Origin of the sequence: Herbaspirillum sp. SJZ107 (genome assembly GCF_006715485.1) — a bacterium.
GTDB lineage: Bacteria > Pseudomonadota > Gammaproteobacteria > Burkholderiales > Burkholderiaceae_D > Telluria.
The window spans coordinates 90,986-111,899 of the sequence record NZ_VFNH01000001.1 but is presented as its reverse complement, the minus strand read 5'-3'; the positions used below and the strand labels follow the sequence as shown (position 1 = coordinate 111,899).

Sequence of the window (20,914 nt, the reverse complement as noted above, 5' to 3'; positions counted from 1 at the left end):
CACAAAATCATAATCGTAGTGCAATTGATACAACTAAATAAAGTCTATCTCACCGCTTCTTGCGCTGAATTCAAGGCTTTGTACTGCAGGGGAATGATGACGTGCGCCACCAAAGACGCGGCCCATGGCGGACGCCACGGGCCGGAGGGAGAGAAGGATCAGGCAGCCTGGCGCAGGCGCGCAGCGGCTTCGAGCAGGAGGTCGGGGTCGCCGCCAGCCAGGCGGCGCGAGTCGGACAGCAGCTGGCGGTAGGCGCGCGCACCCGGCAGGCCGGCCATCAGGCCGAGCATGTGGCGGGTGATGCTGTTCAGGCGCAGGCCGAGGGGACCGTAGCGCTCGAGCTGGGCGCGGATGTAGGGAATCATCGCCTGCAGCACCTCGTCGCGGGTCTTGCCGGGCGCGTCGTCGCCGTAGAAGCGGGCATCCCAGCCGGCCATCAGCCACGGGTTGTGATAGGCCTCGCGCCCGATCATCACGCCGTCGACGTGCTCCAGGTGCAGCGCGATCTCGTCGTCGGTCTTGATGCCGCCGTTGATCAGGATCTCGAGGTCCGGGAATTCGCGCTTGAGCTTGTAGGCGACCTCGTAGCGCAGCGGCGGGATCTCGCGATTTTCCTTGGGCGACAGGCCCTTCAGCACGGCATTGCGCGCATGGACGATGAAGGTGCGGCAGCCGGCGTCGGCGATGGTGCCGACGAAATCGCGCACGAAACCGTATTCCTCGTTGTAGTCGATGCCGATGCGGTGCTTGACGGTGACGTCGATCGACACCGCATCGCGCATCGCCTTGACGCAATCGGCCACCAGCTGCGGCTCGCTCATCAGGCAGGCGCCGAACGCGCCCTTCTGCACGCGCTCGGACGGGCAGCCGCAATTCAGGTTGATCTCGTCATAGCCCCACTGTTCGCCCAACTTGGCGCTTTTCGCCAGGTCGGCCGGGTCGCTGCCGCCCAGCTGCAGGGCGACCGGGTGCTCCACGTCGTCGTAGCGCAGGTGGCGCTCGACGTCGCCGTGGATGAGGGCGCCGGTGGTCACCATCTCCGTATATAACCAGGTGTGGCGGGTGATCTGGCGGTGGAAGACGCGGCAGTGGCGGTCGGTCCAGTCCATCATCGGGGCAACACTTAGTAACCTATTGTTTTTATTGTGTTTTTTATCGTTCATTTTGCATATTTGCAGCATTAAGTGCACACGAAGTGCACACAAAGGGGATCAACTGGAGCATAATCGGGGCATAACTTGACACACAGAAATTGCACACGATGGCTACGTTTACAAAGCTTCCAAGTGGAAAATGGCGGGCGCAGGTCCGCAAAGGTGGAATGTATCGCGGGGAGACGTTCACCCTGAAACGGGAGGCTCAGGCATGGGCACAGCAGATCGAGGTACAAGCAGAACACATCGTCGCGAGCGGCTATCAGCCAGTTCCCGAAGGCTACAGTGTAGGCGACCTAATCGACGGCTACGCCCGCGAGTGTAACATGGGCGGACGCACGAAGCAGACTACCCACGCCATGTTAAAACGGGAGCTTGGCGGCATCCCGTTGAAGCGTATAAATAGCATCCACTTACGAGACTTCATCGACAAAAGGCTGGAAGCTGGCGCTGGAGGCGTAACGATTGCTGCTGACCTGTCCTTCTTCGGTGCGATTCTGAAATGGGGTAAGCATTCCCGCAAGCTGGACGTACCTACTGACCTCGCACGCGACGCACGGCGGGATCTTACAGCCCGCAAAGTGAACACGCGAAGCAACGAGCGAGAGCGCGAACCAACACCGGCAGAGCTTGAAAAGCTGTTTGCGTATTGGCGAGATAACAAGCGACAGAAAATTCCGATGGCGATGCTCTGCGCATTCGCTCTTGCTACCGCCATGCGCCAAGAGGAAATCTGCTCGATCCTATTAGACGACATCGATACCGAAAAGCGGACAGTCGTCATTCGCGATCGGAAAGACCCTCGCAAGAAGGTGGGCAACAATCAAACCGTCCCTCTGCTTCCTGATGCGTGGGCGATTGTCGAACCGATCTTGTCAGAACGTAAAGCCGGACGCGTCTTTCCATATGCAGCATCAAGCGTCAGCACGGCCTTTACACGTGCTTGCGCCAAGCTCGGCATTGACGATCTTCACTTCCATGATCTACGCCACAAGGCAACCAGTGACCTATTCCGCTTGGGGTTAGAAATCCCACAAGTTGCGCTCATCACTGGGCATAAGACCTGGACGCAGTTAAAGCGATACACCCATACCAAGGCCGAGGACGTACACGCGGCATTAAAAGCACTCAGCAGCAAGGAGACGCAAGCAGCATGACTACAGCAGCCCCAAACCCGTTTGATACCTTTCCACAAGATGGCACACCCCACCAGTTCTGGGAACATGCGTTGCGGGCACTCAACTGGATAGAGCCGTACCTCGTTGATACGGATGAACAGCATCGCTTCTTTGTAATGACCTGCCAAGCATACGGCAAGATGTTGCATCCCGACAAAGAAAATGATGCCGCACCAGAAGATTGGCCGCTTCTCATCATGCGTCAGCGACAGATCGTGACGGTATTTGGACAGATACGACATGCCATCATTGCAGCGCAAGCAATGGCGAAAGCTGAAGCCTACAGTACATCCCAGAGCGAGCGTGCGTCGAAACCTCGTGCACGTGACGAGCAAGAAGCCATGCGGATCGCCAAAGCTTACTGGGCAAGTCATAACGGACGCGCTGAGCGTGGCCGCGTTAAGGAACTGGCGAGAGAGTATGGTGTTACAGAGGCGACCGTAAGAAACTACGCCAACAGGTACAAACCAAACTAAATTGAAAAACAGCCGGGATGCTGCTTTTTCGATTTGTACAGTACGTCCTCCAAACAACACAGGAGGAATCATGAACGCAGAACACAGCATCCCGTCCACCCACACGACTGAGCTTGCCCGGCTCGTCAACTGCCTTGACGAACTCGCATTTGCTGCCCTTGCCGGGGTAAAGCTTACAACGCTCGAAGCTTGGCGGAAACGCGGCGAAGGCCCAGAGTACGTCTTGCTGGGCAGAAGCTACCTATATCCCATCGCGGCAGTGCAAGCCTACATCGACAGGCGCGTCCGAAAGCGCACGAGTATCAGAGCAAAGGACCAGCTTCTGTGACCAAAAGTGCGATAGAAGAACAACCAACTCTATCAGCACTTATAGTCATGACACCTTTTGCTAAGCAAACTCGTCCATTCAGGCGGAAAAATCCGCACGCAAATCAGGATGATTTGTTGATGGTCGCACTATAAGAAAGTACCCGTTTTACCTGTTTTAGGCACTCTGAATTTTACTCTGAGGGCAATCGCCCCTGGCCATTGCACAGAGTGCTTATCTCCCGGTTTACGGCTTCGTAACATCACGCGCTGCATACATCGAACGTCGTTCAACCCGACAGCCCTTGCTTCGTCTGCACACAAGACGCTGAGCTTGTGTCACTTCGTTCGTACGCGGCGCCGCATTTTGAAAGGACATAGCAATGAACCTAACTCAACCACAAATCGCCTTGCTTATTGGCTTCTGCTTATCACTGGGCGTCCAACTCCCGAACGACTTCCCGAAGTGGAATGGTACAAACCTCGCCGCGTTCAGCGCAGGGAAGCAACTGGCGAGCACAACCGAACAGGAACAAGGAGGTGATCATGACTAACCCGATTGGTGTTGCAGGCACTCGCCGTCAACGCGTCGTAACGCAAGCAGGCATGACGCTGGAACGACAGGCGCTATACCTCCCGCCTGAAACATGGCAGGCATTGCAACGCATCTGCGTAGCTAACCGCCAAGGTGGATCGCAAGTGATCCAGCATCTAATTGAACTCGCCGACCGAGGCACACGAAAGGATAACAGCCATGCAAACAGCGTCCCCAAGGCCTGAGCTAACACGCGAACAAAAGGAAATCATTGCAGAGTATGTGACTGACCTGAAGCACCGCAGATTCTGCGCTATCGATGACAGCACATCGAATCAGACCCGTCTCTTCAATCGTCTGACCGGAGACACGTTGTACGCGACGTTTCTTGAATCGGACTTTGACCGTTGGTGCAGGGCGAAGCGCAAGGAAGCGCCCTATCCCGGCAGTCGGTACATCCTTCAGGGACTGGTGCACGTAGTCGGCCATAAGTTCGACCCTCGCGGCGGCGAATACTCAACCGATCCACAAGCGAGGCTCACTTATGTAAATACGTGCCGGAAATATCAGCCAGCCAGTACCAGCGCCAACGTAAGCCCTTTGTGGCACGAATTCTGGGAACGATTGATCCCCGATTCCGTGAAACGAGGTCAAGCCTTGCAGTGGATCGCCCACTGCTTCCAGAAGCCATGGGAGCGCCCATCCTGGCATCTGATGTGGCCGAGCGAACCCGGCATAGGCAAAGGGTATGTTGTGGAACACATCCTGCATCCCCTGCTGCTACACGTCGAGGTCGCCGCCTCCTACGACAAGGTAATGGGCCGCTTCTCGACCATGTTGGAAACGAGTTTGCTAGTGCTGCTGGACGACTGCAAGTCAGCGAGCGACAGCACGCAAACCAAGCTGAAATCGATTCTGTCTGAAGAACGTCAGTACGTCGAACGGAAACAGCAACAAGGCAAGATGGTTCCCAGCTACACGCGCTTCATTCTGGCATCGAATGAAGCACGCCCGCTGTACCTTGATCCTGACGAGCGACGCTGGCTGGTCTTTGATCGCCTGCGACATCGCATTGACGCCACCGAGACACAACAGTTCATTGCTGCACTGGATGCGTGGGTGAAGAGTCCTGGAGCATTAGACACGATTTACAACTGGCTTATGGAGTATGACCTGACGGGCTTCAATCACAAGCGGCCGCCAGAGTCGCAGGCACTCAAGGCGATGCTGGCCCTAAGCGTGAACCCACACGAAGAATTTGCAGCAGGGTTCATCGAGGACAACGAGATTTTCACACTCGCTGAACTGCAAGCTGCATTCCGAGCAGACGGGCTACCAAACGCCAGCCCGTCCCATGTTCCTCGCATCATGGAAAAGCTGGGCTACACGAAGAGCCAGATTCAGATTGCAGGCATCGGACGCGGCACGTACTACTACCCGATGGGCCTCACTACTACAGACGTGCAAGAGTGGTGCAAGGGTCGTGCAAGGGAGATGCAAGGGTCGCCATTTTGAATAGCGCCCTAGAAATCAAGGTGTCTAACGAAGTGCAAGGGTGCAAGGGTGCATCCGCACTTATTAATTTATACGAAGTGCGTTCTTTCGCACTGAAGTCAACGATATAGGAGAGCAGAAATGAAATACGACAGTAAAGCCAAGTTCGTGGGCGTCACGGGCAAGATTCACAAATCAGCCGCAGAAGCCAAGGCCTCATTCAAGCTGTACCCCCACGGCTGGGTGCCGCATGAACAGAAGTTCCCGCAGAAGTTCGTTGACGCCGAAGGCACGGAGTACGAAGCAATGCCCGACTTCATCCATGAAGCAACCGGCTTCTACGCTGAATTCAAGGCGCATAGGATGAATGGCAAGAAGACCAAACTTGCAGCAATCGCAGCAATGACAAAGGTAGACGAAGACATTGCTAGAGGGTTCCTAGACCCGGATAAACGGCCTTACAGGGAGCTTGAAAATGCGTGGCACCATAGTATCCAAACGATGGCTTGCAAGACCGCTCAGCTACCATCAAACACGCCGCTCGTGCTGATCTACGAGAAGCAAGTCGATCTAAACGAAGAACGCCGCTGCGCCCGTAACGGCATCTTCATGCTATCGCTTGAAAATCTCCAAGGCTTAAATGCTTTTTTTATTTGCTTCACTTGGGCTAGATATTAAATTCTCTCGGCAAAACTTTATTTACGGAGTGAAAACGGAAGATTCGACACTCTAACTAAAACAATTCAATAAATTGGCATCCAATGAGCCGAACGATAATGTGAGCGTTTAATATCGTTGTACGGGCCAGCCCACATAACATCACCATCTACATCGTAAAGACGTGAATGGCTTAATGCCAACAATACGGGTTCCGTTATACGCGTCGGCCATGCTTGATCTGATCCGGGAAAACTGTTTAGCTTGGCGGCATAGTTTGCGGCTGATCCGACCCATACCAGATCACTATCAACACGTACTCCTGTTTTAGCAACCAAAACTTGACCGCTATCGATCCCGACAGTATGACGAAGGGTATATGGAGTACCTAAGTAAAGTGCGTCGAATTGGGGATTGATTATTTTCAGCACAGCGAAATTGATTTGCATTGCCGCTCTCACTGCATTGTCTGCCTGTCGCTCCCCTACAAACGCCGCCATGACACGATCACCGTCATAGGCCTGAATAGCCCCATCGTTTGCCTTGATTATTTTAGCAGCGCAATGCAAAAATGCTTTGTAATACTCTGCCGCCCTTGTATCAGATAGCGTGTCAACCATTGAAGTCGAACCACGTATGTCAGCATAAAACATGGTGACGTTTAGTCGCTCACCGGTGTTTCCAAATGTCAGATCAGCGGGCGTTGGGATGACGCGAGGATTTGGGATGTTTCCCCAAGCTGTTCTGACTATCTCTCCTACTCTGGCATTTAGGTCTTCAAGTAAGGCCATTCCTGCCCCTTAAAATTTTACTAGCAAACCAATCGCTATGATCCACGCTGGCGCCGCAATAAAAGACCATAGCACTGAACGACGAACCCATATATGCTTGAGGCAAGCAATGTCAGCATTTCGGTGTATTTGCGCGGTCCAGTCTTCGAGTAGTTGTTGATCTGTTGCGACTGCATATTTACTGCTGTACTCGTCAATATCCAATTCGCGGATTTTGCCGAAGAATAAGAGCGAAGTGCTAGGCCCTTGGAGTCTTGGAAGGACTGCCATTGAAACACAGAACATCGCAATCGAGCACGCCAGAGTGGAAAATACGCTTAGCAAGATTGTCCAATGAGTGTGAGTCGTCGCACTGCTATACGCGGCTGCGAGTCCACCTAAAAGTGCGGTATCAATGGCGATCACTACGGCTAGCTTAACTTCAGCCGCAGCAATCCAAGCAAGTTGTCGTTCGAACACCCACTGCGCAGTTACTAGCCGGTCTTTAGTATTTTCCATAGTTTGCACATCAGACTCAATGCGAGATAGTGATTACTCTCCATCAGCCTTACCGTTATCATTTTCCAGTCTCGGCATGTTTCGGAATTCAAGTGCTTTTTGATCGTTCCCTTCTACAAGCGTAATTAGCTCGCCGCTCACCACAACTGACGCCTGACGTGCAAGAAGATTATTCATGTTCTTGGCGATTAGGAGTGCTCCTTTCGCAAGTTCGGCCTCTGTGTCGCTTACATCCACACCGGCCTCCTTTAACTTCTTTGTGTATCCTAGAACTTCATCCATAGTCTTGACGGTCCCTGGGATTGCAGCCAGTTTACCCTCTGTTGTGTAATTGCGTTTTAAGTAGTTGGCTCCGCCGCGTATGAAATCATTCATCAACGCAGTCACTTTGGAATCACCGAACAGACTAGCCCACAAACTACCAGATTCGACTTTAGCTATTCTTAACGGATGAGCACTTGGGGAAACATTCAAAAGCAAACAAAGCTCATCATAAATTTCTTTTATTGATTTGAGACGCGAGACAAAATCTTCAAAGGTTAATGTTGCTGGCATATAAAGTTCAAACGTCCCCGCATCTTCCGCCGCTTCTTCGTTCGAAGTTAGCATTGCATCTGTCATTTCTACGTACTCGTAGAATAGATCAAGATATTCAATGAACTTATTTGCATGTTCAATTAGCGGCATGAGCTTCGCCTGTGAGTGCTTACTTTTGAACTCATCATAAGCATCTTGAAGACAATTAAGTTCGTATAACAGCATAGTCATCGGGCGACCCGAACTCGGCAAAGCGTCTACCAACGCCTTAAGAATATTCGATATGCTCATTGAGTTTTCGAAAAACATTCGCGAGCTAAAACTATGCATATACTGCACAACAGCGCTAATTTCATTCTGTAAGGCACTAAGGTAGCTTGATTGCTGCTGGTTGAACCCAGAGATTTCAGCAAACAGTTCCATCATCCTATTATTGTTAGCAGAAAGAATTCTAAGTTTCTCTATGAAAACTTCGTGTTTATTTATGTCATCCTTACTGTCGTTTAGTAGCTTCAGAATTTCGTAATTCGTCATGTTCGAGAAATAAGAAAAGTGGCTAGGTTATTCAATTTCATTTTTGCAATCATATTAGCACCAACGCAACTGCTAACCAACATTTTTTAGCTTGTTGAGACCTTTATACGGACGTATAATCACTGCAACGACATAGAAAATGTGAGTCCTAGCTATGAAAACAGCAGTGGCCCTAGTTCGAGTCTCTACTTCCGAGCAAGGTAAATCAGGCCTTGGTTTGGCTGCTCAGGAAGCGGCAATCCGCAACTTCGCCGCTGCGGAAGGTTTCGACATCATTGAACTGTTCTCAGAGGTCGCAAGCGGCGCTCAAGGCATTGATGAACGCAAAGGACTCCGCTCTGCACTGGCTAAGGCCAAGAAGCTGAAATGCCCGGTGATCGTCGCAAAGCTGGACAGACTCAGCCGTGATGTGGCGTTTATCTCGGGCTTGATGTCGAAAGGTGTCCCTTTCATCGTTGCCGAGCTAGGCACAGAAGTTGACCCGTTCGTTCTGCACTTGTATGCCGCTCTAGGAGAGAAGGAGCGGAAGATGATCAGCCAGCGCACCAAGGTTGCGCTAGCTGCAAAGAAGGCTCAAGGGGTAGTGCTGGGCAACCGTACCAACCTGGGCGAAGCGCAGGCGAAGGGACAAGCCACTAACGCTGCAAAAGCGGCTGCATTCGCTGCTCGACTCGTCCCCGAAATCAAGCGACTGAAAGGACAGCGTATGACACTGGATCAGATCGCCGCAGAACTGACGAAGCGTGGAGAGAAGACCTTCAATGGGGGTGAATGGCACAAGTCCACGGTATCCCGCTTACTGACTAAGAACGCCTAACAAAACCATTCGACATACCAGTCACAGATGGGTCGTTGTTGTTTATTTGGCTAGTCAGGCTTTGGCGATCTTCGTCAGTTCGACTTGGAATTGATTCCGAAGGAAAGCTGCCATTGCCTCTGTGTACTTGGGAACGGGCTGCAACTCCACGATAGAAAGCAACTCGCGCCCACTTGCAGTGAACTGCATACCCTCAAGACGCATCTCGGTACGCGCTTGCCCTTGCTGCTTCACCAGCGCCCAGTGTTCGTTTTGATGAGTCAAAGGCAAGGAGACAGTGCCATCTACTACCTGACTGAGTTGGTAATCGCTGTATCCGGCAAGGTCAGATACGATCAACCCGTACTCCTGCAGGATTACAACTGCGCCGTATGGCATTCCGTAAGTAGCAAGTGAGTTCTGACCAATACGGCCTAGGCCAAGCACGCGGGCATCGATAATATGCCCGGGTATCTGCAAGGACACCGACATCGAGCATGCAAGACTGAAGAGCTGCGCCGCGCTGTTGTCAAGCTGCGAAATGAGCTTGAGTGTCTTCTTTGAGAACGACGAAGGGCGGTTGATTTCTCCCGCCAAGATTTTTGCGAAGACCTTCTGAGCGTGCTCGCTACTTACTTGGGCCGCTTCTCCCTCAAATACGTTCAGCCAGTCTTCATCGACGTCGGAGCGATCTTCTGGCGAATTATCGGGCACCTGATGAGGCGGCTGGAGTTTCGTAAGTTCTTCTACAGTGAGCGCGGCAATCTGATCGACATTAACTCTTTCACGGACTATACGCTCGGCAAATTTGCTTGCGGCAGCTTGAACGTAAGCCGGATCGACCTTCATCTGCTTCGCTATCTGCGTCTTGGAAGCATCGATCAGGCGAACGCGTGCATTTGACTCCGCCTTACGCTCTTTGATCGCATTCTCAAGTAGGGTGACCGGGTATTCGACTGCAGCCGTGGTCAGTCTTCCGAGTACCTTAATCAAGCTACGTCGAATTGGGGCTGGCACCCCCGTGACGACCATCTCTGTTAAATCTGTCGCGGTGCTAAGCAGTCGCCCACTATCTTCATTGCCGTCACTTCCCTGCTCGTCGTCCGTGTTTTGCTCGCTCACGCCTGCCCCTTTTGTGATTGTTCCTCCCGCCCTTGATTCTACCCACGATGTTCGGAAGCGCGAGTTCATGGAAAGTGACATCGTCAAAAGGCTGTTCCTAGCCTTTGTGGACGATCAGAATGGCTCAGTGTACAAGGTTGTTGCTCCTAGAGCAAGTTAGGGGTTTTGTTAGGTTTTCTAAAACTGCGTAAGAGATTATAGCGGCGTTGGCTGCTAAGTTGGCACTCCCTCTGCCCGGTCACGGTGGAGCGCTCCCACGAATATTTCTACGGATACTGACGGGTATTAGTCAAGCGTGCTGGCTACGCTCAGCCAGCCGCTGGCTCTTGACGAATATTCAAAATCCACTGTCCTGTTGCTGCGACAGGCATATTCGCCAAAATTTTTGGTAAAAATTCAAGCCTGGAAACTTTTCCCTGGGCTGCTGCCTTCAGCTAAACGCTAATCGATGATCGCACACAGAATGCACACGACAGCCTTGAAAGCCGCATGAATGCTGGTTTTTATATCCAGTCCATCATGGGGGCCACCGACAGGCGGCGGCTGGGCAAGCCGCGTGCCGGCGTCGGCATGGCTGCGGCGGAAGGCGTAGCGCCTTCAGGAATCTCGATCTGGGAACTCATGCGGAAACAGCAGGACTGTCGCTTGGCGACGGAAGCCGACATGATAAGGCAAAGCGGCCGGCTCCGCTAACCCCGGCCGGCCAAGGTCGGCGGCGCAATCGCCATACCCTGGTTAACGTGAAACCGTCGCGCAGATTACATTTTTGCAAACCTCGCCGTGCTGGCGGCCTTCGTCGCCTATGCCGGCAAGTGGTCGAATCCGTTCACCCTGCCCGCGCGTACCTGGCTGTTCCTGTTGCTGTCCGGGCTCGCCACCGGCGCGTCCTGGGTATGCTACTTTCGCGCCCTCAAGATCGGACAGGCGTCGCAGGTGGCGCCGGTCGACAAGTTCAGTCTCGTGCTGGTCGCCGTATTCGCCGTGGTGTTCCTGGGAGAGCGCCCCTCGCTGCGCGAATGGGCCGGTATCGGTCTGGTTGCTGCGGGTGTCCTCCTGCTTGCCTTCAAACGATAGGACGGCGATGCGTTGACTGAGCGTAACAGGCGCTATGGTCGTGGCCGGACGACTATAATTTCTCCGCATGGGGGTTCGATTCCACAGGCGTGTGCAGCAGGACCGGACGGCCCGAGCGACTTTAGTGCCCAGCAACCATGCCGATCCGCCGAACCCGCCTCTTCATCGATTACGCTACCATCGCCAGCATCCTGGTCCTCGTGGTCATGGTGGGGACCCTCACCAGCAGCATCCGCCATATCTGGGACTCCTGGCGCTGGGTCATCCATACGCGCGAAGTGCTCGAGCACGTGCAAATGACCATTTCTTTCGTGCACGAAGCGGATTTTTTACAGAAATCCGTTTTGCTCGAAGAAAATGCGGAAGATCGTGCTGCCCTCGACCGTACCTTGAACGCCATTCCGCAAGCCGTCCAGAAGCTGCAGGGGCTGACGCGTGACAACCCGCGCCAGCAGGATGCCTTGCAGGCGTACAGGCAAACGCTCGACCGGCACACCCTCGCCTTGCAAGCCGCCCTGGCCGACCCTGCCGACGCCGGCCAGCAAACGCTGGAGGAGCGCCACGCCGCAGCGGCGACGCGCACGACGATCTTGAAACAGGCTGCCGGCTTGCGTGCCGAGGAAGAGCGCCTGCTCGGTTTCCGCGAAATGCAGCTCAGGAATGACCAGATACGCGTCATCATTGCCGTGTCGGTGGTCGCCGCGCTGTCGATCGCGCTGCTGGTGCTGGTGCGCTGGCTGGCCTGGCGCGATGCCGTCATCCTCATCGACGAGCGTGCCCGGCTGGACGCCACGCTGCGCAGCATCGGCGAAGCCGTGGTGGCGGTCGACCTCGACGGCCGGGTGCGCTTCATGAATCCCGTGGCGGAAAAGTTCCTGGGCATGTCGGAAGCCGATGCCGCGGGCCGGCTTTTCGAGGACGTGTTCCGCGTCGGCCAGAACGCTGCCGCCGATGGACAGGTCGGCTCCATCTACCGGCTCGTGATTTCCACCGGTACGCCCCGTTTCAACGTGGAATTGCACGCCCCCTCGGCGGGCGGGCCCGACGCCGAGCACGACTGGATCGCCGGCTGCTACCCGGTGCTGATCGATGACCGTCCACGCGGCGCCGTCATCTCCGCCATGGACATCACGCGCCTCAAGGACGCCCAGCGCAAGTTGAACGAGGCCAACCAGACCCTGGAGCAGCGCGTGCTGGAGCGCACCGAGGCGCTCGCCGAGACCAACCTGGAACTGCACGCCTTCGCGCACACGGTGGCGCACGACCTGCGCGCGCCCTTGCGCAACATCCAGGGTTTTGCCTCGGCCCTGCTGGAAGACGAGACCCCGCGCCTGAGCCCGACCGGCCGTATGTTCCTGCAGCGGATCGACGGTGGCGTGGGCCGGCTCGACCGCCTGATTTCCGACCTGCTCGACTACAGCAAGCTGACGCGCGGCGATCTGCCGCAAGGTCCGGTCGATCTCGAACGCGCCGTCCAGCTTGCCCTGGCGGACCTGGAAGCCCAGATCGGAGCGAGCGGCGCCCGCATCGAGGTGGCCTCGCCCCTGCCGGCGGTGCTGGGCAACGAGGCCTTGCTGGTCCAGGTGTTCAACAATTTGATCGGGAATGCCATCAAATTCGTCGCCCCGGGCGTGGCGCCCCGGGTGCTGGTGCGGGCACACGCAGCGGAAGACCGCATCCGGGTCGAGGTCGCCGACAACGGGATCGGTATCTCGCCCGCCGACCGCGACCGCGTGTTCGGGGTATTCGAACGGCTGCATGGCCAGGAGCGTTATCCGGGCACCGGGATCGGGCTTGCCATCGTGCACAAGGCGGTCGACTGGATGGGTGGCAGCGTGCGCATGGAGGAGGCGCCGGGCGGGGGTGCCATGGCTGTCCTGTCGCTCAGGCCGCCCCCCGAGAAACAGGGGACGCCGCACGAGGCCTAGACGGGAGTATTGACAATACAGTTATACTAGGGCGTTGCTGGCCTGCACCTCCCGTAATCCATTTCTTGTTCCATGACACTTCGCGTCCTTTTGCTCGATGACAATCCCGACGATCGCATGCTCGCACGCCGCGAACTCGAACGCCATTTCAGCGATTGCGCGATCACCGAGGTAGGCGACCGTCATGGCTTCGAGGGAGTGGCCGCGAGCGACCTGCCGTTCGATCTGGTGATTACCGACTACCAGATGCGCTGGACCACCGGGCTGGATGTGCTGAAGTACATCAAGGCGCACGCGCCGCAGATGCCGGTGATCATGTTCACGGCGACCGGCACGCAGGAGATCGCAGTCGAAGCCATGAAGCATGGCCTGGACGACTACGTGATCAAGAGTCCGCGCCACTACGCGCGGCTGCCGGTCTCGGTACGCACCTGCCTGGACCGCACCGAGATCCGGGCCCGTGCGATCCGCACCGAAACCCGCCTGGCTGCCCTGCTGGAAAACATCCAGCTGGGGGTGTTCCGCATGTCGCTGGCGGGCCGGCTCGAAGAGGCCAACGGCGCCTTCTGGGCCATGCTCGACCTGGCGCCCGGGCACGCCGACGGCCTGGAAGCGCACCCCTTGATCGTGCGGATCCGGCAGGAACTGGGCCGGCTCGATACCACCCTGGCCACCGCCGAACTGCAGGTGCTGGGCGACCTGGCTCAGGGCGGGCATGCGCGCACGGTCAAGCTGGTACGCGTGCGCGTCAACGGCCACGATGCGGTCGACGGCATCGTCGAGGATTTCACGCCGCTGCATCGCGCGAATCTGGAGATCCTGCGCCTGAACGCCGAGCTGGAACAGCGCATTGCCGAACGCACGCGCCAGCTGCAGGAGGCCAACGAAGCGCTCGAGGCCTTCGGATTCTCGGTCTCGCACGACCTGCGCGAACCGCTGCGCACCATCCAGGGTTACGCCAACGCGCTCAAGGAGGACTACCAGGAAGGCCGTCTGGACAAGTTCATCGTGTACGTCACGCGCATCGAAGCCGTGACGCGGCGCGTCGATACCATGGTTGTCGACCTGCTGGAGTTTGCCCGCCTGTCGCGCACCGAGATCGCCATCGACGCCGTGGCGGTGATCGACGCCGTACGCGACATGCAGCTCATGTCGCAAGCGGAACCCGGCTACGCACGGGCACGGATCGACATCGACGTGGCGCCCGATATCGTCGTCAAGGCGCATCGCCAGACGCTGGTGCAGACGCTGACCAACCTGGTGTCGAACGCGGTCAAGTTCGTGCCTCCGGAACGGGTGCCGCATGTGCGCATCCATGCGCTGCGCTGCGGCGCGCTGGTGCGCATCGCCGTCGAGGACAACGGCGTCGGCATTCCGCTCGAGGCACAGAGCCGCATCTTCAATGTGTTCGAACGCCTGCACAGCGAAGAGGAATTCCCCGGCACCGGCATCGGCCTGGCGATCGTGAAGAAAGGCCTCGAACGCATGGGCGGCGGCATCGGCGTCATCTCGGCGCCGGATGCCGGCGCATCCTTCCTCATCGATCTGCCGGCCGTATGAGGACGAGACCATGGGCCTGAGCATCCTCCTGATCGACGACAACCCGGACGACCGCGCCCTGGTCGAGCGCCAGCTCAAGCTCGATCTCGACGATCCGCGGGTCCTGCATGCGGGGACTGCGGAAGCGTTCGAGCACATGCTCGATGAAGATTTCGACGTCGCCATCACCGATTACCAGTTGCGCTGGAGCGATGGCATCACGGTCCTGCACGAACTGAAACGCCGTTTCCCGGAGCGTCCGGTCATCATGTTCACCGGCAGCGGCAGCGAGGAAATCGCCGTGGCCGCCATGAAGGATGGGCTGGACGATTATGTGACCAAGACCGTCAAGCACTATCCGCGCGTACCGTTCACGGTGCGCGCCTGCGTCGAACGGGCGCAGCAGCGCAAGCGGCTGGAGGAAGCGCACGTGCGCGAGACGGTGGCGCGGGCACGCCTGGAGATCACGCTGGAAGCCGCCGGGATGGGCAGCTGGCAGGTCGACCTGCGCAATGAACAGATCAGCTACTCCGATGCCCTCGGTCCCATGTTCGGCCACGCCCCCGGCTTCGTGCACGCCGGCGTCCACGACTGGGCCGAGGCGATCCATCCGGACGATCGCCCGGCAGTGCTGTCCGCCTGGGACGACGCCGTGCGCGGCATCCGGCCCTACCGCGTCGAGTTCCGCGCCCTGGGTGCCGACGGCGTGACGCGCTGGATCGCGTCCACCGCGAAGGTGCTGCACGACGAGGCCGGGGCTGCCGTACTCGTGGTCGGCAGCGCGCGCGACATCACGTCCGAAGTCGCGATCCAGGACGACCTGAAACGCCAGCGCGCGGAGCTGCAGGAAGCCGACCGCCAGAAAACCGAATTCCTGGCGATCCTGGCACACGAGCTGCGCAATCCGCTGGCCGCGTCGGGCTACTCGGTGGCGATGCTGCGCCGCAGTGCCCCGCCGCCGCAGATGGCCAAGGCGGTGGATGTCATCGAGCGCCAGACCACGCACATGGGCAAGCTGCTGGATGACCTGCTCGATGTCAGCCGCATCACGCGCAACCGCATCGAGCTGGACCTGAAGCCGACCGACCTGCGCACCATCATCGACATCGCGTACGAGAATGCGCGTCCGGCATTCGAGGCAAAGCAGCACCGGACCACCCAGACCGTGGCCGCCGAGCCGCTTGTCGTCGACGGCGACGAAGTCCGCCTGACCCAGGTGATCGGCAACCTGCTGCACAATGCCGCCAAGTTCACCCCGCCCGGCGGCGAGATCGGAATCCGTGCCTGGCACGAAGACGGCAATGCGGTGCTGGAGATCGCCGACAACGGCGTCGGGATCGAAGCCGCGCGTCTCGGCGGCGTATTCGAAATGTTCGCGCAAGGCCACACCAAGATGCATGGCGGCGAGCCCGGACTGGGCGTCGGCCTGGCCGTGGTGCGCTCCCTGGTCGAACTGCATGGCGGCTCGGTATGCGCGTCGAGTGCCGGTGCGGGACTCGGTACCCGGGTACGGGTCACCTTGCCGCTCGCCGAAGCGACGCATACCGCCACGCCGGAAGCGGCCCCCCTGCCCTCACCCGGCCTGCATCCCTCGGAAATCGTGCTGGCCGACGACAACGTCGATGCCGCCGACCTGCTGTCCGAACTGCTGCGCGCCGAAGGCTACCAGGTGCACACCGCCTACGATGGCCAGGCCGCCTACGACCTGGCGGAGCAGCGCCGGCCGGCCATCCTGCTGCTGGACATCGGCATGCCGAGGCTGAACGGGTACGAAGTCGCGCACCGGGTGCGCGAACACGCATGGGGCGAGACGATGAGCATCATCGCCGTCACCGGCTGGGGCGAAAACCAGCATGCGCAAAGCGCCAGCGCGGGTTTCGATGCGCGCCTGGTGAAACCCGTGGACTTCGGCCAGCTGCTCGAGGTGCTGGAGCGGGCCAGGACCGTGCCGCGCGCGCCGTCCTAGCGCGGCCGGCAAGCGCGTTTTTCTCTCGTTTACCCCTGGTTGAGCAGCTTTTCCGCCCACTGCGGCAGCTTGTTGATGAAGCAGTGGATGCCCTGGTTGAAGCTGCCGAAAGCCAGGCCGTTGCTTTCGGCCACCGTGGTCAGGCTCTGTTTCGAGAACAGGCTGATATGGCCGTTGCGCGGCGCGGCATACCACCAGGTCAGGCGGTTGTTCGGCGAGATGTTGCCGTCCGAGAGCAGGGTCGAGAAGATGACGATGCATTCCTCGGCCATCAGCGCGTTCAGGTTGCTCACCAGGCTGTCGACGTCGGGCACGTGCTCGAACACTTCGAAGGCGGTGATCAGGTTGAACTTGCCGAGTTCCTGGAGTTTCTTGTCGTTGCTCGGGAACGGGTCGTAGGAGGTCGAATCCCAGCCTTCCTTCCCCAGCGCCGCACTGAGGACGCCGTTGCCGCCGCCGTAGTCGAGGTGGCGGATACGCGCCTTGTCGGCGTCGAACAGGCCACGCAGGAAGCCGGCGTTGTTCAGCGGGCGCGTGTCCAGGTAGTCGGGATCGATCTCGACGTAGCGCTCGTTATAGATATGCTGCAGGAATTCCTCGTTCGACCACTTCCGGAATTCCGGCGCGAAGGTGAAGGCGCAACCGGGGCAGCGGTGGTAATAGATGGGGCGGCCCGACAGCGGCAGGAAGACGCCGCGCGGTTCCTCGCAATTCTTGTTGAAGTCGACGACGTCGTACAGCTCGGTGGCGCTGCGGCACACCGGGCAGGCAACTTGTTCCAGTTCGGCGAGTTGGGTCATTGTTGTCCTTGGAAAGCGGAAGAATTCAGGCGGCCAAGACGGCCAGGTCAGACTTGACCGCGGCCAGCACCGGGTTCCAGTCGCCCATCACCGGCTGGCGGTACAGGCGCACCGACGGGTACCACGGGCTGGTGCTGCCCTCGCGCAGCCAGCGCCAGTCGGCGATGGTCGGCAGCAGGATCCACACCGGCTTGCCCAGCGCCGCGGCCAGGTGGGCCACGCTGGTGTCGACCGCGACGATCACGTCCATCGTGTCGCACAGGGCGGCAGTGTCGCTCATGTCCTTCAGTTCGGGACCGAAATGGCGCACCTGCGGCAGGCTGTCGAGCACGGCCTGGTCGGCCTCGCGCACTTCCTTCTGCAGCGACACCAGTTCGCAGCCGGCCGGCATCAGGGCCGCGAACTCGGCCAGCGCGATACTGCGCTGGTGGTCGCCCTTGTGGACCGTGCTTCCGCTCCAGACCAGGCCGACGCGCAGGCCGGTCTTCGGGCCCAGCGTGGCTTCCCAGGCCGCCACGCGCGCGGCATCGGCGGCCAGGTAGCGCTGCGCCGCCGGAATCGTGGCGAGCTCGGTCTTGAAGGCGAGCGGCAGGCTCATCAGGGGGCACTGGTAGTCGAAGGCCGGCAGTTCGCTGCCGCGCGTGACGATCGCGGCCACGCCCGGCAGGCCGGCCACCAGCGCCTGCAGCGGCGCCTGGATTTCCAGCACGATGCGCGCGCCGAGCGCGGCGACGCGCTCGACGTAGCGGATCATCTGCAGGCTGTCGCCCAGGCCCTGCTCGGCGTACAGCAGGATGGTCTTGCCGGCCAGCGGCGCGTCGCCCAGCCACAGCGGCTCGGCGAAGCTGCGCTTTTCCTTGAACACGCCCAGGGTTGGGACCTGCCAGCGCCATTCATAGTCGCGCCAGCCTTCGAGCAGGTCGCCGCGGCGCAGGCGGAACAGGGCGCGGTTCCAGTAAGCCAGGCCGAGCGATGGATCGCGTTCGATCGCCGTTTCGAAACTGGCCAGCGCTTCCTCGTCGCGCTCGAGTTCGCCCAGCACCAGCGCGCGGTTGCTGTACGGGTTGGCCAGTTCCGGCTGCAGTGCGATGGCGCGCTCGTAGGCCGCCAGCGCTTCTTCCAGGCGGTTCAGCTCGAGCAGGATGTTGCCGCGGTTGAGGTGGCCGTTGACGTAGTCCTTCAGCGCCAGCGCCTGGTCGAGACCGTCGAGCGCATCGTCGAAGCGCTTGAGTTCCTTCAGCGCGGCACCACGCCGTTCGTGCAGCTCGGCGGTGGCATGCCCCAGGCGCAGCGCCACGTCGTAGCTCTTGGCCGCGGCTTCGTACTGGTGCATTTCCTGCAGGGTCTCGGCCAGCCAGGCGTAGGCTTCCGCATAGTTGGGGCGCAGGCGGATCGCGCGCTGCGAATCCTCGAGCGAGGGCTCCCAGCGTTCCAGTTCGTGCAGCGCGATGGCGCGGTTGTGGTAGGCCTCGGCCAGGTCCGGATTCAGGCGCAGCGCGCGGTCGTAGCAATCGAGCGCATCCTGGGAACGCGTCAGGCCCTGCAGCGCGACGCCGCGATTCACGTGGGCGTCGGCGAAACGCGGGTTCAGCCCGAGCGCACGGTCGAAGCATTCGATCGCGGCCTGGAACTGCCCCATTTCGCGCAGCGTGTTGCCGCGGTTGTTATACGCTTCCTGGTAATCGGGGAACAGCGCCAGCGCCTGGTCATAGCTGGCCAGCGCCTCCTGGTAGCGCTTCAGCTCCTTCAGCACCACGCCCAGGTTGTTGCAGGCCTGCGGATCGCCGGGGTTCAGCGCCAGCGCCTGTTCGTAGCTGGCAGCCGCGTCCTCGAAGCGGCCCATCGCGTGCAGTGTCACGCCGCGGTTGTAATGGGCGTCGGCGTCGTTCGGCTGGAGCGCGATGGCGCGCTCGTAGCTCTGCAGCGCTTCCTTGAACTGCTTGAGTTCCTTCAGTGCGTTGCCCAGGTCGCAATGGACACCCGCCATGGCCGGGTTCTGCGCCAGCGCCGCCCGCAGGAAGCCGGTCGCCAGTTCGTAATTCCCTTCCTGGAACGCGATGATGCCGATGTGATGCAAGGCCTCTGCGTGCTTCGGCACCAGGCGCAGTACCTGTTCATAGGCGGCCGCGGCCTTTTCCAGTTCGCCCTGGTGATGGAACTGCAGGCCTTCTATATAGAAGCGGTTTGCGCGGGCTGCGGTAGCACCGGCCTGGCCGTGCTGGGGAACCGGATTGGAGCGGTTTTTAGCCATGATGGGGAATGTGATCAGTAAGGAGCGGAGGAGGAATACGGCGCTGAGGATGCCGTTCGGCAATACAAGGATTATAGATGTGCCCTTACCCTAGGGCAAAAGATATCCACCATAATTGTAAGTTTGTCGTGGTTACCGTTTGACACATGACAGGACGAAGCCACCTCATGTCAGATCGTCATTGTTAAAAGTGCACGCGAAAAGTTTTTCAAAAAAATTTCCATGTGGCACTTAATGACCTCTTGAATCCGGTCGTCTTGTACTTGTGAGAGCGCGACGAATCGCTGCTCCAGTGACCAACACCAAACTATTTCTAGGAGCTTCACCATGCTGAGCCTTCACACCAACAACGCCTCGCTCTCCGCACAAAATTCGATCAGCACCACCCAGAAGTCGCTGTCGACCTCGATGACCCGCCTGTCGACCGGCTACCGCATCAACTCGGCAATGGACGACGCCGCCGGCCTGCAGATCGCAACCCGCCTGAAGTCGCAGACCAGCGGCATGGCCGTGGCAATGCGCAACACCCAGAACTCGATCTCGATGATGCAGACCGCCGAAGGCGCGCTGTCCGAAGTCAACAACATCCTGGTCCGCATGAAAGACCTGGCCACCCAGTCCGCCGACGCCTCGTCGTCGACCGATGACCAGACCGCAATGCAGGGTGAATTCGACCAGCTGAGCAACGAACTGGGCAACATCATGTCGAACACCAAGTTCGGCGGCAGCGCACTGCTGCAGGCAGGCACCGGCAGCAAGCTGGGCGCGACTGCCGGCATGACCTTCCAGATCGGCGCCGACTCGTCGGAGAAGATGGTCGCCAAGTTCAGCACCGAACTGACCGACGTCCACACCGACATCAAGGCAGCCGCTGCACAGTACGACGGCACCGCCGGCACCGCAGCCGCCACCGCCGGTACCGAAATCAACGCGACCAACGCCAACGCCACCATCGGCAAACTGTCGACCGCGATCGACAGCGTCAGCTCGCTGCGTTCGAAGCTGGGCGCCGTGGCCAACCGTCTGGACCACGTCTACAACAACCTGTCGAACATCAGCTCGAACACCCAGGCCGCTGCTGGCCGCATCATGGACGTCGACTTCGCAACCGAGTCCTCGAGCATGACCTCGAACCAGATGCTGATGCAAGCCGGCACCGCGATGCTGAAGCAGACCAACAGCATGTCCTCGATGGTCATGTCGCTCCTGCAGTAATCGTTCGGCCTACGGGCACTCTCCCGCGCTGACACAGGCGGGATTTTCACGAAGGCCAGCCGC

The 20,914-nt window shown here is 58.7% G+C and carries 20 protein-coding genes and 1 pseudogene; 14 read left to right on the top strand and 7 right to left on the bottom strand.

The window, feature by feature from the left end:
• Nucleotides 1-158 precede the first annotated feature (158 nt).
• Nucleotides 159-1,163, bottom strand: a complete 1,005-nt coding sequence (gene dusA, locus FBX97_RS00450; RefSeq protein WP_185748414.1) for a tRNA dihydrouridine(20/20a) synthase DusA — start codon at nucleotides 1,161-1,163, stop codon at nucleotides 159-161.
• Nucleotides 1,164-1,261: 98 nt separating this feature from the next.
• Between dusA and FBX97_RS00445 the strand changes: the two genes are divergently transcribed.
• From FBX97_RS00445 to FBX97_RS00420, 7 genes are all read left to right on the top strand, one after another.
• Nucleotides 1,262-2,311 carry a site-specific integrase gene (locus tag FBX97_RS00445; RefSeq protein ID WP_141828303.1) on the top strand — a complete coding sequence of 350 codons (1,050 nt, stop codon included), beginning with the start codon at nucleotides 1,262-1,264 and terminating at the stop codon, nucleotides 2,309-2,311.
• Nucleotides 2,308-2,808 (top strand): hypothetical protein, encoded by a 501-nt coding sequence (locus FBX97_RS00440; protein ID WP_141828302.1) that lies wholly within the window; start codon nucleotides 2,308-2,310, stop codon nucleotides 2,806-2,808. Before FBX97_RS00445 ends, FBX97_RS00440 begins: the two co-directional genes overlap by 4 nt.
• Nucleotides 2,809-2,878: 70 nt before the next feature.
• Nucleotides 2,879-3,136, top strand: coding sequence for an AlpA family transcriptional regulator (locus FBX97_RS00435; RefSeq protein ID WP_221631712.1), 258 nt, complete (start codon nucleotides 2,879-2,881; stop codon nucleotides 3,134-3,136).
• A 361-nt stretch (nucleotides 3,137-3,497) separates the two neighbouring features.
• Nucleotides 3,498-3,668 carry a hypothetical protein gene (locus tag FBX97_RS29405; protein ID WP_185748413.1) on the top strand — a complete coding sequence of 57 codons (171 nt, stop codon included), beginning with the start codon at nucleotides 3,498-3,500 and terminating at the stop codon, nucleotides 3,666-3,668.
• Nucleotides 3,661-3,894 (top strand): hypothetical protein, encoded by a 234-nt coding sequence (locus FBX97_RS00430; protein ID WP_141828301.1) that lies wholly within the window; start codon nucleotides 3,661-3,663, stop codon nucleotides 3,892-3,894. The genes FBX97_RS29405 and FBX97_RS00430 overlap by 8 nt, the downstream gene beginning before the upstream one ends.
• A complete protein-coding gene (locus FBX97_RS00425; protein WP_141828300.1) occupies nucleotides 3,869-5,164 on the top strand; it encodes a primase-helicase family protein in 1,296 nt (431 codons plus the stop codon). The genes FBX97_RS00430 and FBX97_RS00425 overlap by 26 nt, the downstream gene beginning before the upstream one ends.
• A 120-nt stretch (nucleotides 5,165-5,284) precedes the next feature.
• Nucleotides 5,285-5,821, top strand: coding sequence for a hypothetical protein (locus tag FBX97_RS00420; protein ID WP_141828299.1), 537 nt, complete (start codon nucleotides 5,285-5,287; stop codon nucleotides 5,819-5,821).
• 65 nt (nucleotides 5,822-5,886) lie between these two features.
• Here the strand turns inward: FBX97_RS00420 and FBX97_RS00415 are convergent, their stop codons facing one another.
• The 3 genes from FBX97_RS00415 to FBX97_RS00405 are packed head-to-tail and all read right to left on the bottom strand — an operon-like array spanning nucleotide 5,887 to nucleotide 8,160.
• A complete protein-coding gene (locus FBX97_RS00415) occupies nucleotides 5,887-6,591 on the bottom strand; it encodes an adenylate/guanylate cyclase domain-containing protein (protein ID WP_141828298.1) in 705 nt (234 codons plus the stop codon).
• Between the two features lie 9 nt (nucleotides 6,592-6,600).
• Nucleotides 6,601-7,089, bottom strand: a complete 489-nt coding sequence (locus FBX97_RS00410; protein WP_141828297.1) for a Pycsar system effector family protein — start codon at nucleotides 7,087-7,089, stop codon at nucleotides 6,601-6,603.
• A 33-nt stretch (nucleotides 7,090-7,122) separates the two neighbouring features.
• Nucleotides 7,123-8,160 (bottom strand): hypothetical protein, encoded by a 1,038-nt coding sequence (locus tag FBX97_RS00405; protein ID WP_185748412.1) that lies wholly within the window; start codon nucleotides 8,158-8,160, stop codon nucleotides 7,123-7,125.
• 154 nt (nucleotides 8,161-8,314) lie between these two features.
• Here FBX97_RS00405 and FBX97_RS00400 point away from each other — a divergent pair, with 154 nt between their 5' ends.
• Nucleotides 8,315-8,977, top strand: coding sequence for a recombinase family protein (locus tag FBX97_RS00400; protein ID WP_141828295.1), 663 nt, complete (start codon nucleotides 8,315-8,317; stop codon nucleotides 8,975-8,977).
• Between the two features lie 54 nt (nucleotides 8,978-9,031).
• Here the strand turns inward: FBX97_RS00400 and FBX97_RS00395 are convergent, their stop codons facing one another.
• A complete protein-coding gene (locus tag FBX97_RS00395) occupies nucleotides 9,032-10,078 on the bottom strand; it encodes a DUF2806 domain-containing protein (RefSeq protein ID WP_185748411.1) in 1,047 nt (348 codons plus the stop codon).
• A gap of 489 nt (nucleotides 10,079-10,567) precedes the next feature.
• On the opposite strand from FBX97_RS00395, the gene FBX97_RS00390 reads away from it, so the two are divergent.
• From FBX97_RS00390 to FBX97_RS00370, 5 genes and pseudogenes are all read left to right on the top strand, one after another.
• The gene (locus tag FBX97_RS00390; RefSeq protein ID WP_141828293.1) at nucleotides 10,568-10,771 is read left to right on the top strand and encodes a hypothetical protein; all 204 of its coding nucleotides are present in this window, start codon (nucleotides 10,568-10,570) and stop codon (nucleotides 10,769-10,771) included.
• Between the two features lie 81 nt (nucleotides 10,772-10,852).
• Nucleotides 10,853-11,152, top strand: a pseudogene (locus FBX97_RS00385) (EamA family transporter); the annotation flags it as partial.
• A gap of 137 nt (nucleotides 11,153-11,289) precedes the next feature.
• Nucleotides 11,290-13,080 carry a sensor histidine kinase gene (locus tag FBX97_RS00380; RefSeq protein ID WP_141828291.1) on the top strand — a complete coding sequence of 597 codons (1,791 nt, stop codon included), beginning with the start codon at nucleotides 11,290-11,292 and terminating at the stop codon, nucleotides 13,078-13,080.
• 72 nt (nucleotides 13,081-13,152) lie between these two features.
• The gene (locus FBX97_RS00375; RefSeq protein ID WP_141828290.1) at nucleotides 13,153-14,640 is read left to right on the top strand and encodes an ATP-binding protein; all 1,488 of its coding nucleotides are present in this window, start codon (nucleotides 13,153-13,155) and stop codon (nucleotides 14,638-14,640) included.
• Between the two features lie 10 nt (nucleotides 14,641-14,650).
• Nucleotides 14,651-16,585 (top strand): response regulator, encoded by a 1,935-nt coding sequence (locus tag FBX97_RS00370; RefSeq protein ID WP_185748409.1) that lies wholly within the window; start codon nucleotides 14,651-14,653, stop codon nucleotides 16,583-16,585.
• A gap of 29 nt (nucleotides 16,586-16,614) precedes the next feature.
• Here FBX97_RS00370 and FBX97_RS00365 read toward each other — a convergent pair whose 3' ends face one another.
• Both FBX97_RS00365 and FBX97_RS00360 read right to left on the bottom strand, forming a co-directional pair.
• A complete protein-coding gene (locus FBX97_RS00365; RefSeq protein WP_141828288.1) occupies nucleotides 16,615-17,385 on the bottom strand; it encodes a class I SAM-dependent methyltransferase in 771 nt (256 codons plus the stop codon).
• Between the two features lie 25 nt (nucleotides 17,386-17,410).
• Nucleotides 17,411-19,636 (bottom strand): tetratricopeptide repeat protein, encoded by a 2,226-nt coding sequence (locus tag FBX97_RS00360; RefSeq protein ID WP_141828287.1) that lies wholly within the window; start codon nucleotides 19,634-19,636, stop codon nucleotides 17,411-17,413.
• A gap of 327 nt (nucleotides 19,637-19,963) precedes the next feature.
• Here FBX97_RS00360 and FBX97_RS00355 point away from each other — a divergent pair, with 327 nt between their 5' ends.
• Entirely contained in the window at nucleotides 19,964-20,851 is an 888-nt protein-coding gene (locus tag FBX97_RS00355; protein ID WP_141828286.1) for a flagellin, read from the top strand.
• Nucleotides 20,852-20,914: the final 63 nt, after the last annotated feature.

Excerpts from the sequence above, each read along its gene's own strand:
- dusA (WP_185748414.1), bottom strand. The coding sequence starts at position 1,163 with ATGAACGATAAAAAACACAATAAAAACAATAGGTTACTAAGTGTTGCC.
- FBX97_RS00445 (WP_141828303.1), top strand. The coding sequence starts at position 1,262 with ATGGCTACGTTTACAAAGCTTCCAAGTGGAAAATGGCGGGCGCAGGTC.
- FBX97_RS00440 (WP_141828302.1), top strand. The coding sequence starts at position 2,308 with ATGACTACAGCAGCCCCAAACCCGTTTGATACCTTTCCACAAGATGGC.
- FBX97_RS00435 (WP_221631712.1), top strand. The coding sequence starts at position 2,879 with ATGAACGCAGAACACAGCATCCCGTCCACCCACACGACTGAGCTTGCC.
- FBX97_RS29405 (WP_185748413.1), top strand. The coding sequence starts at position 3,498 with ATGAACCTAACTCAACCACAAATCGCCTTGCTTATTGGCTTCTGCTTA.
- FBX97_RS00430 (WP_141828301.1), top strand. The coding sequence starts at position 3,661 with ATGACTAACCCGATTGGTGTTGCAGGCACTCGCCGTCAACGCGTCGTA.
- FBX97_RS00425 (WP_141828300.1), top strand. The coding sequence starts at position 3,869 with ATGCAAACAGCGTCCCCAAGGCCTGAGCTAACACGCGAACAAAAGGAA.
- FBX97_RS00420 (WP_141828299.1), top strand. The coding sequence starts at position 5,285 with ATGAAATACGACAGTAAAGCCAAGTTCGTGGGCGTCACGGGCAAGATT.
- FBX97_RS00415 (WP_141828298.1), bottom strand. The coding sequence starts at position 6,591 with ATGGCCTTACTTGAAGACCTAAATGCCAGAGTAGGAGAGATAGTCAGA.
- FBX97_RS00410 (WP_141828297.1), bottom strand. The coding sequence starts at position 7,089 with ATGGAAAATACTAAAGACCGGCTAGTAACTGCGCAGTGGGTGTTCGAA.
- FBX97_RS00405 (WP_185748412.1), bottom strand. The coding sequence starts at position 8,160 with ATGACGAATTACGAAATTCTGAAGCTACTAAACGACAGTAAGGATGAC.
- FBX97_RS00400 (WP_141828295.1), top strand. The coding sequence starts at position 8,315 with ATGAAAACAGCAGTGGCCCTAGTTCGAGTCTCTACTTCCGAGCAAGGT.
- FBX97_RS00390 (WP_141828293.1), top strand. The coding sequence starts at position 10,568 with ATGAATGCTGGTTTTTATATCCAGTCCATCATGGGGGCCACCGACAGG.
- FBX97_RS00380 (WP_141828291.1), top strand. The coding sequence starts at position 11,290 with ATGCCGATCCGCCGAACCCGCCTCTTCATCGATTACGCTACCATCGCC.
- FBX97_RS00375 (WP_141828290.1), top strand. The coding sequence starts at position 13,153 with ATGACACTTCGCGTCCTTTTGCTCGATGACAATCCCGACGATCGCATG.
- FBX97_RS00370 (WP_185748409.1), top strand. The coding sequence starts at position 14,651 with ATGGGCCTGAGCATCCTCCTGATCGACGACAACCCGGACGACCGCGCC.
- FBX97_RS00365 (WP_141828288.1), bottom strand. The coding sequence starts at position 17,385 with ATGACCCAACTCGCCGAACTGGAACAAGTTGCCTGCCCGGTGTGCCGC.
- FBX97_RS00360 (WP_141828287.1), bottom strand. The coding sequence starts at position 19,636 with ATGGCTAAAAACCGCTCCAATCCGGTTCCCCAGCACGGCCAGGCCGGT.
- FBX97_RS00355 (WP_141828286.1), top strand. The coding sequence starts at position 19,964 with ATGCTGAGCCTTCACACCAACAACGCCTCGCTCTCCGCACAAAATTCG.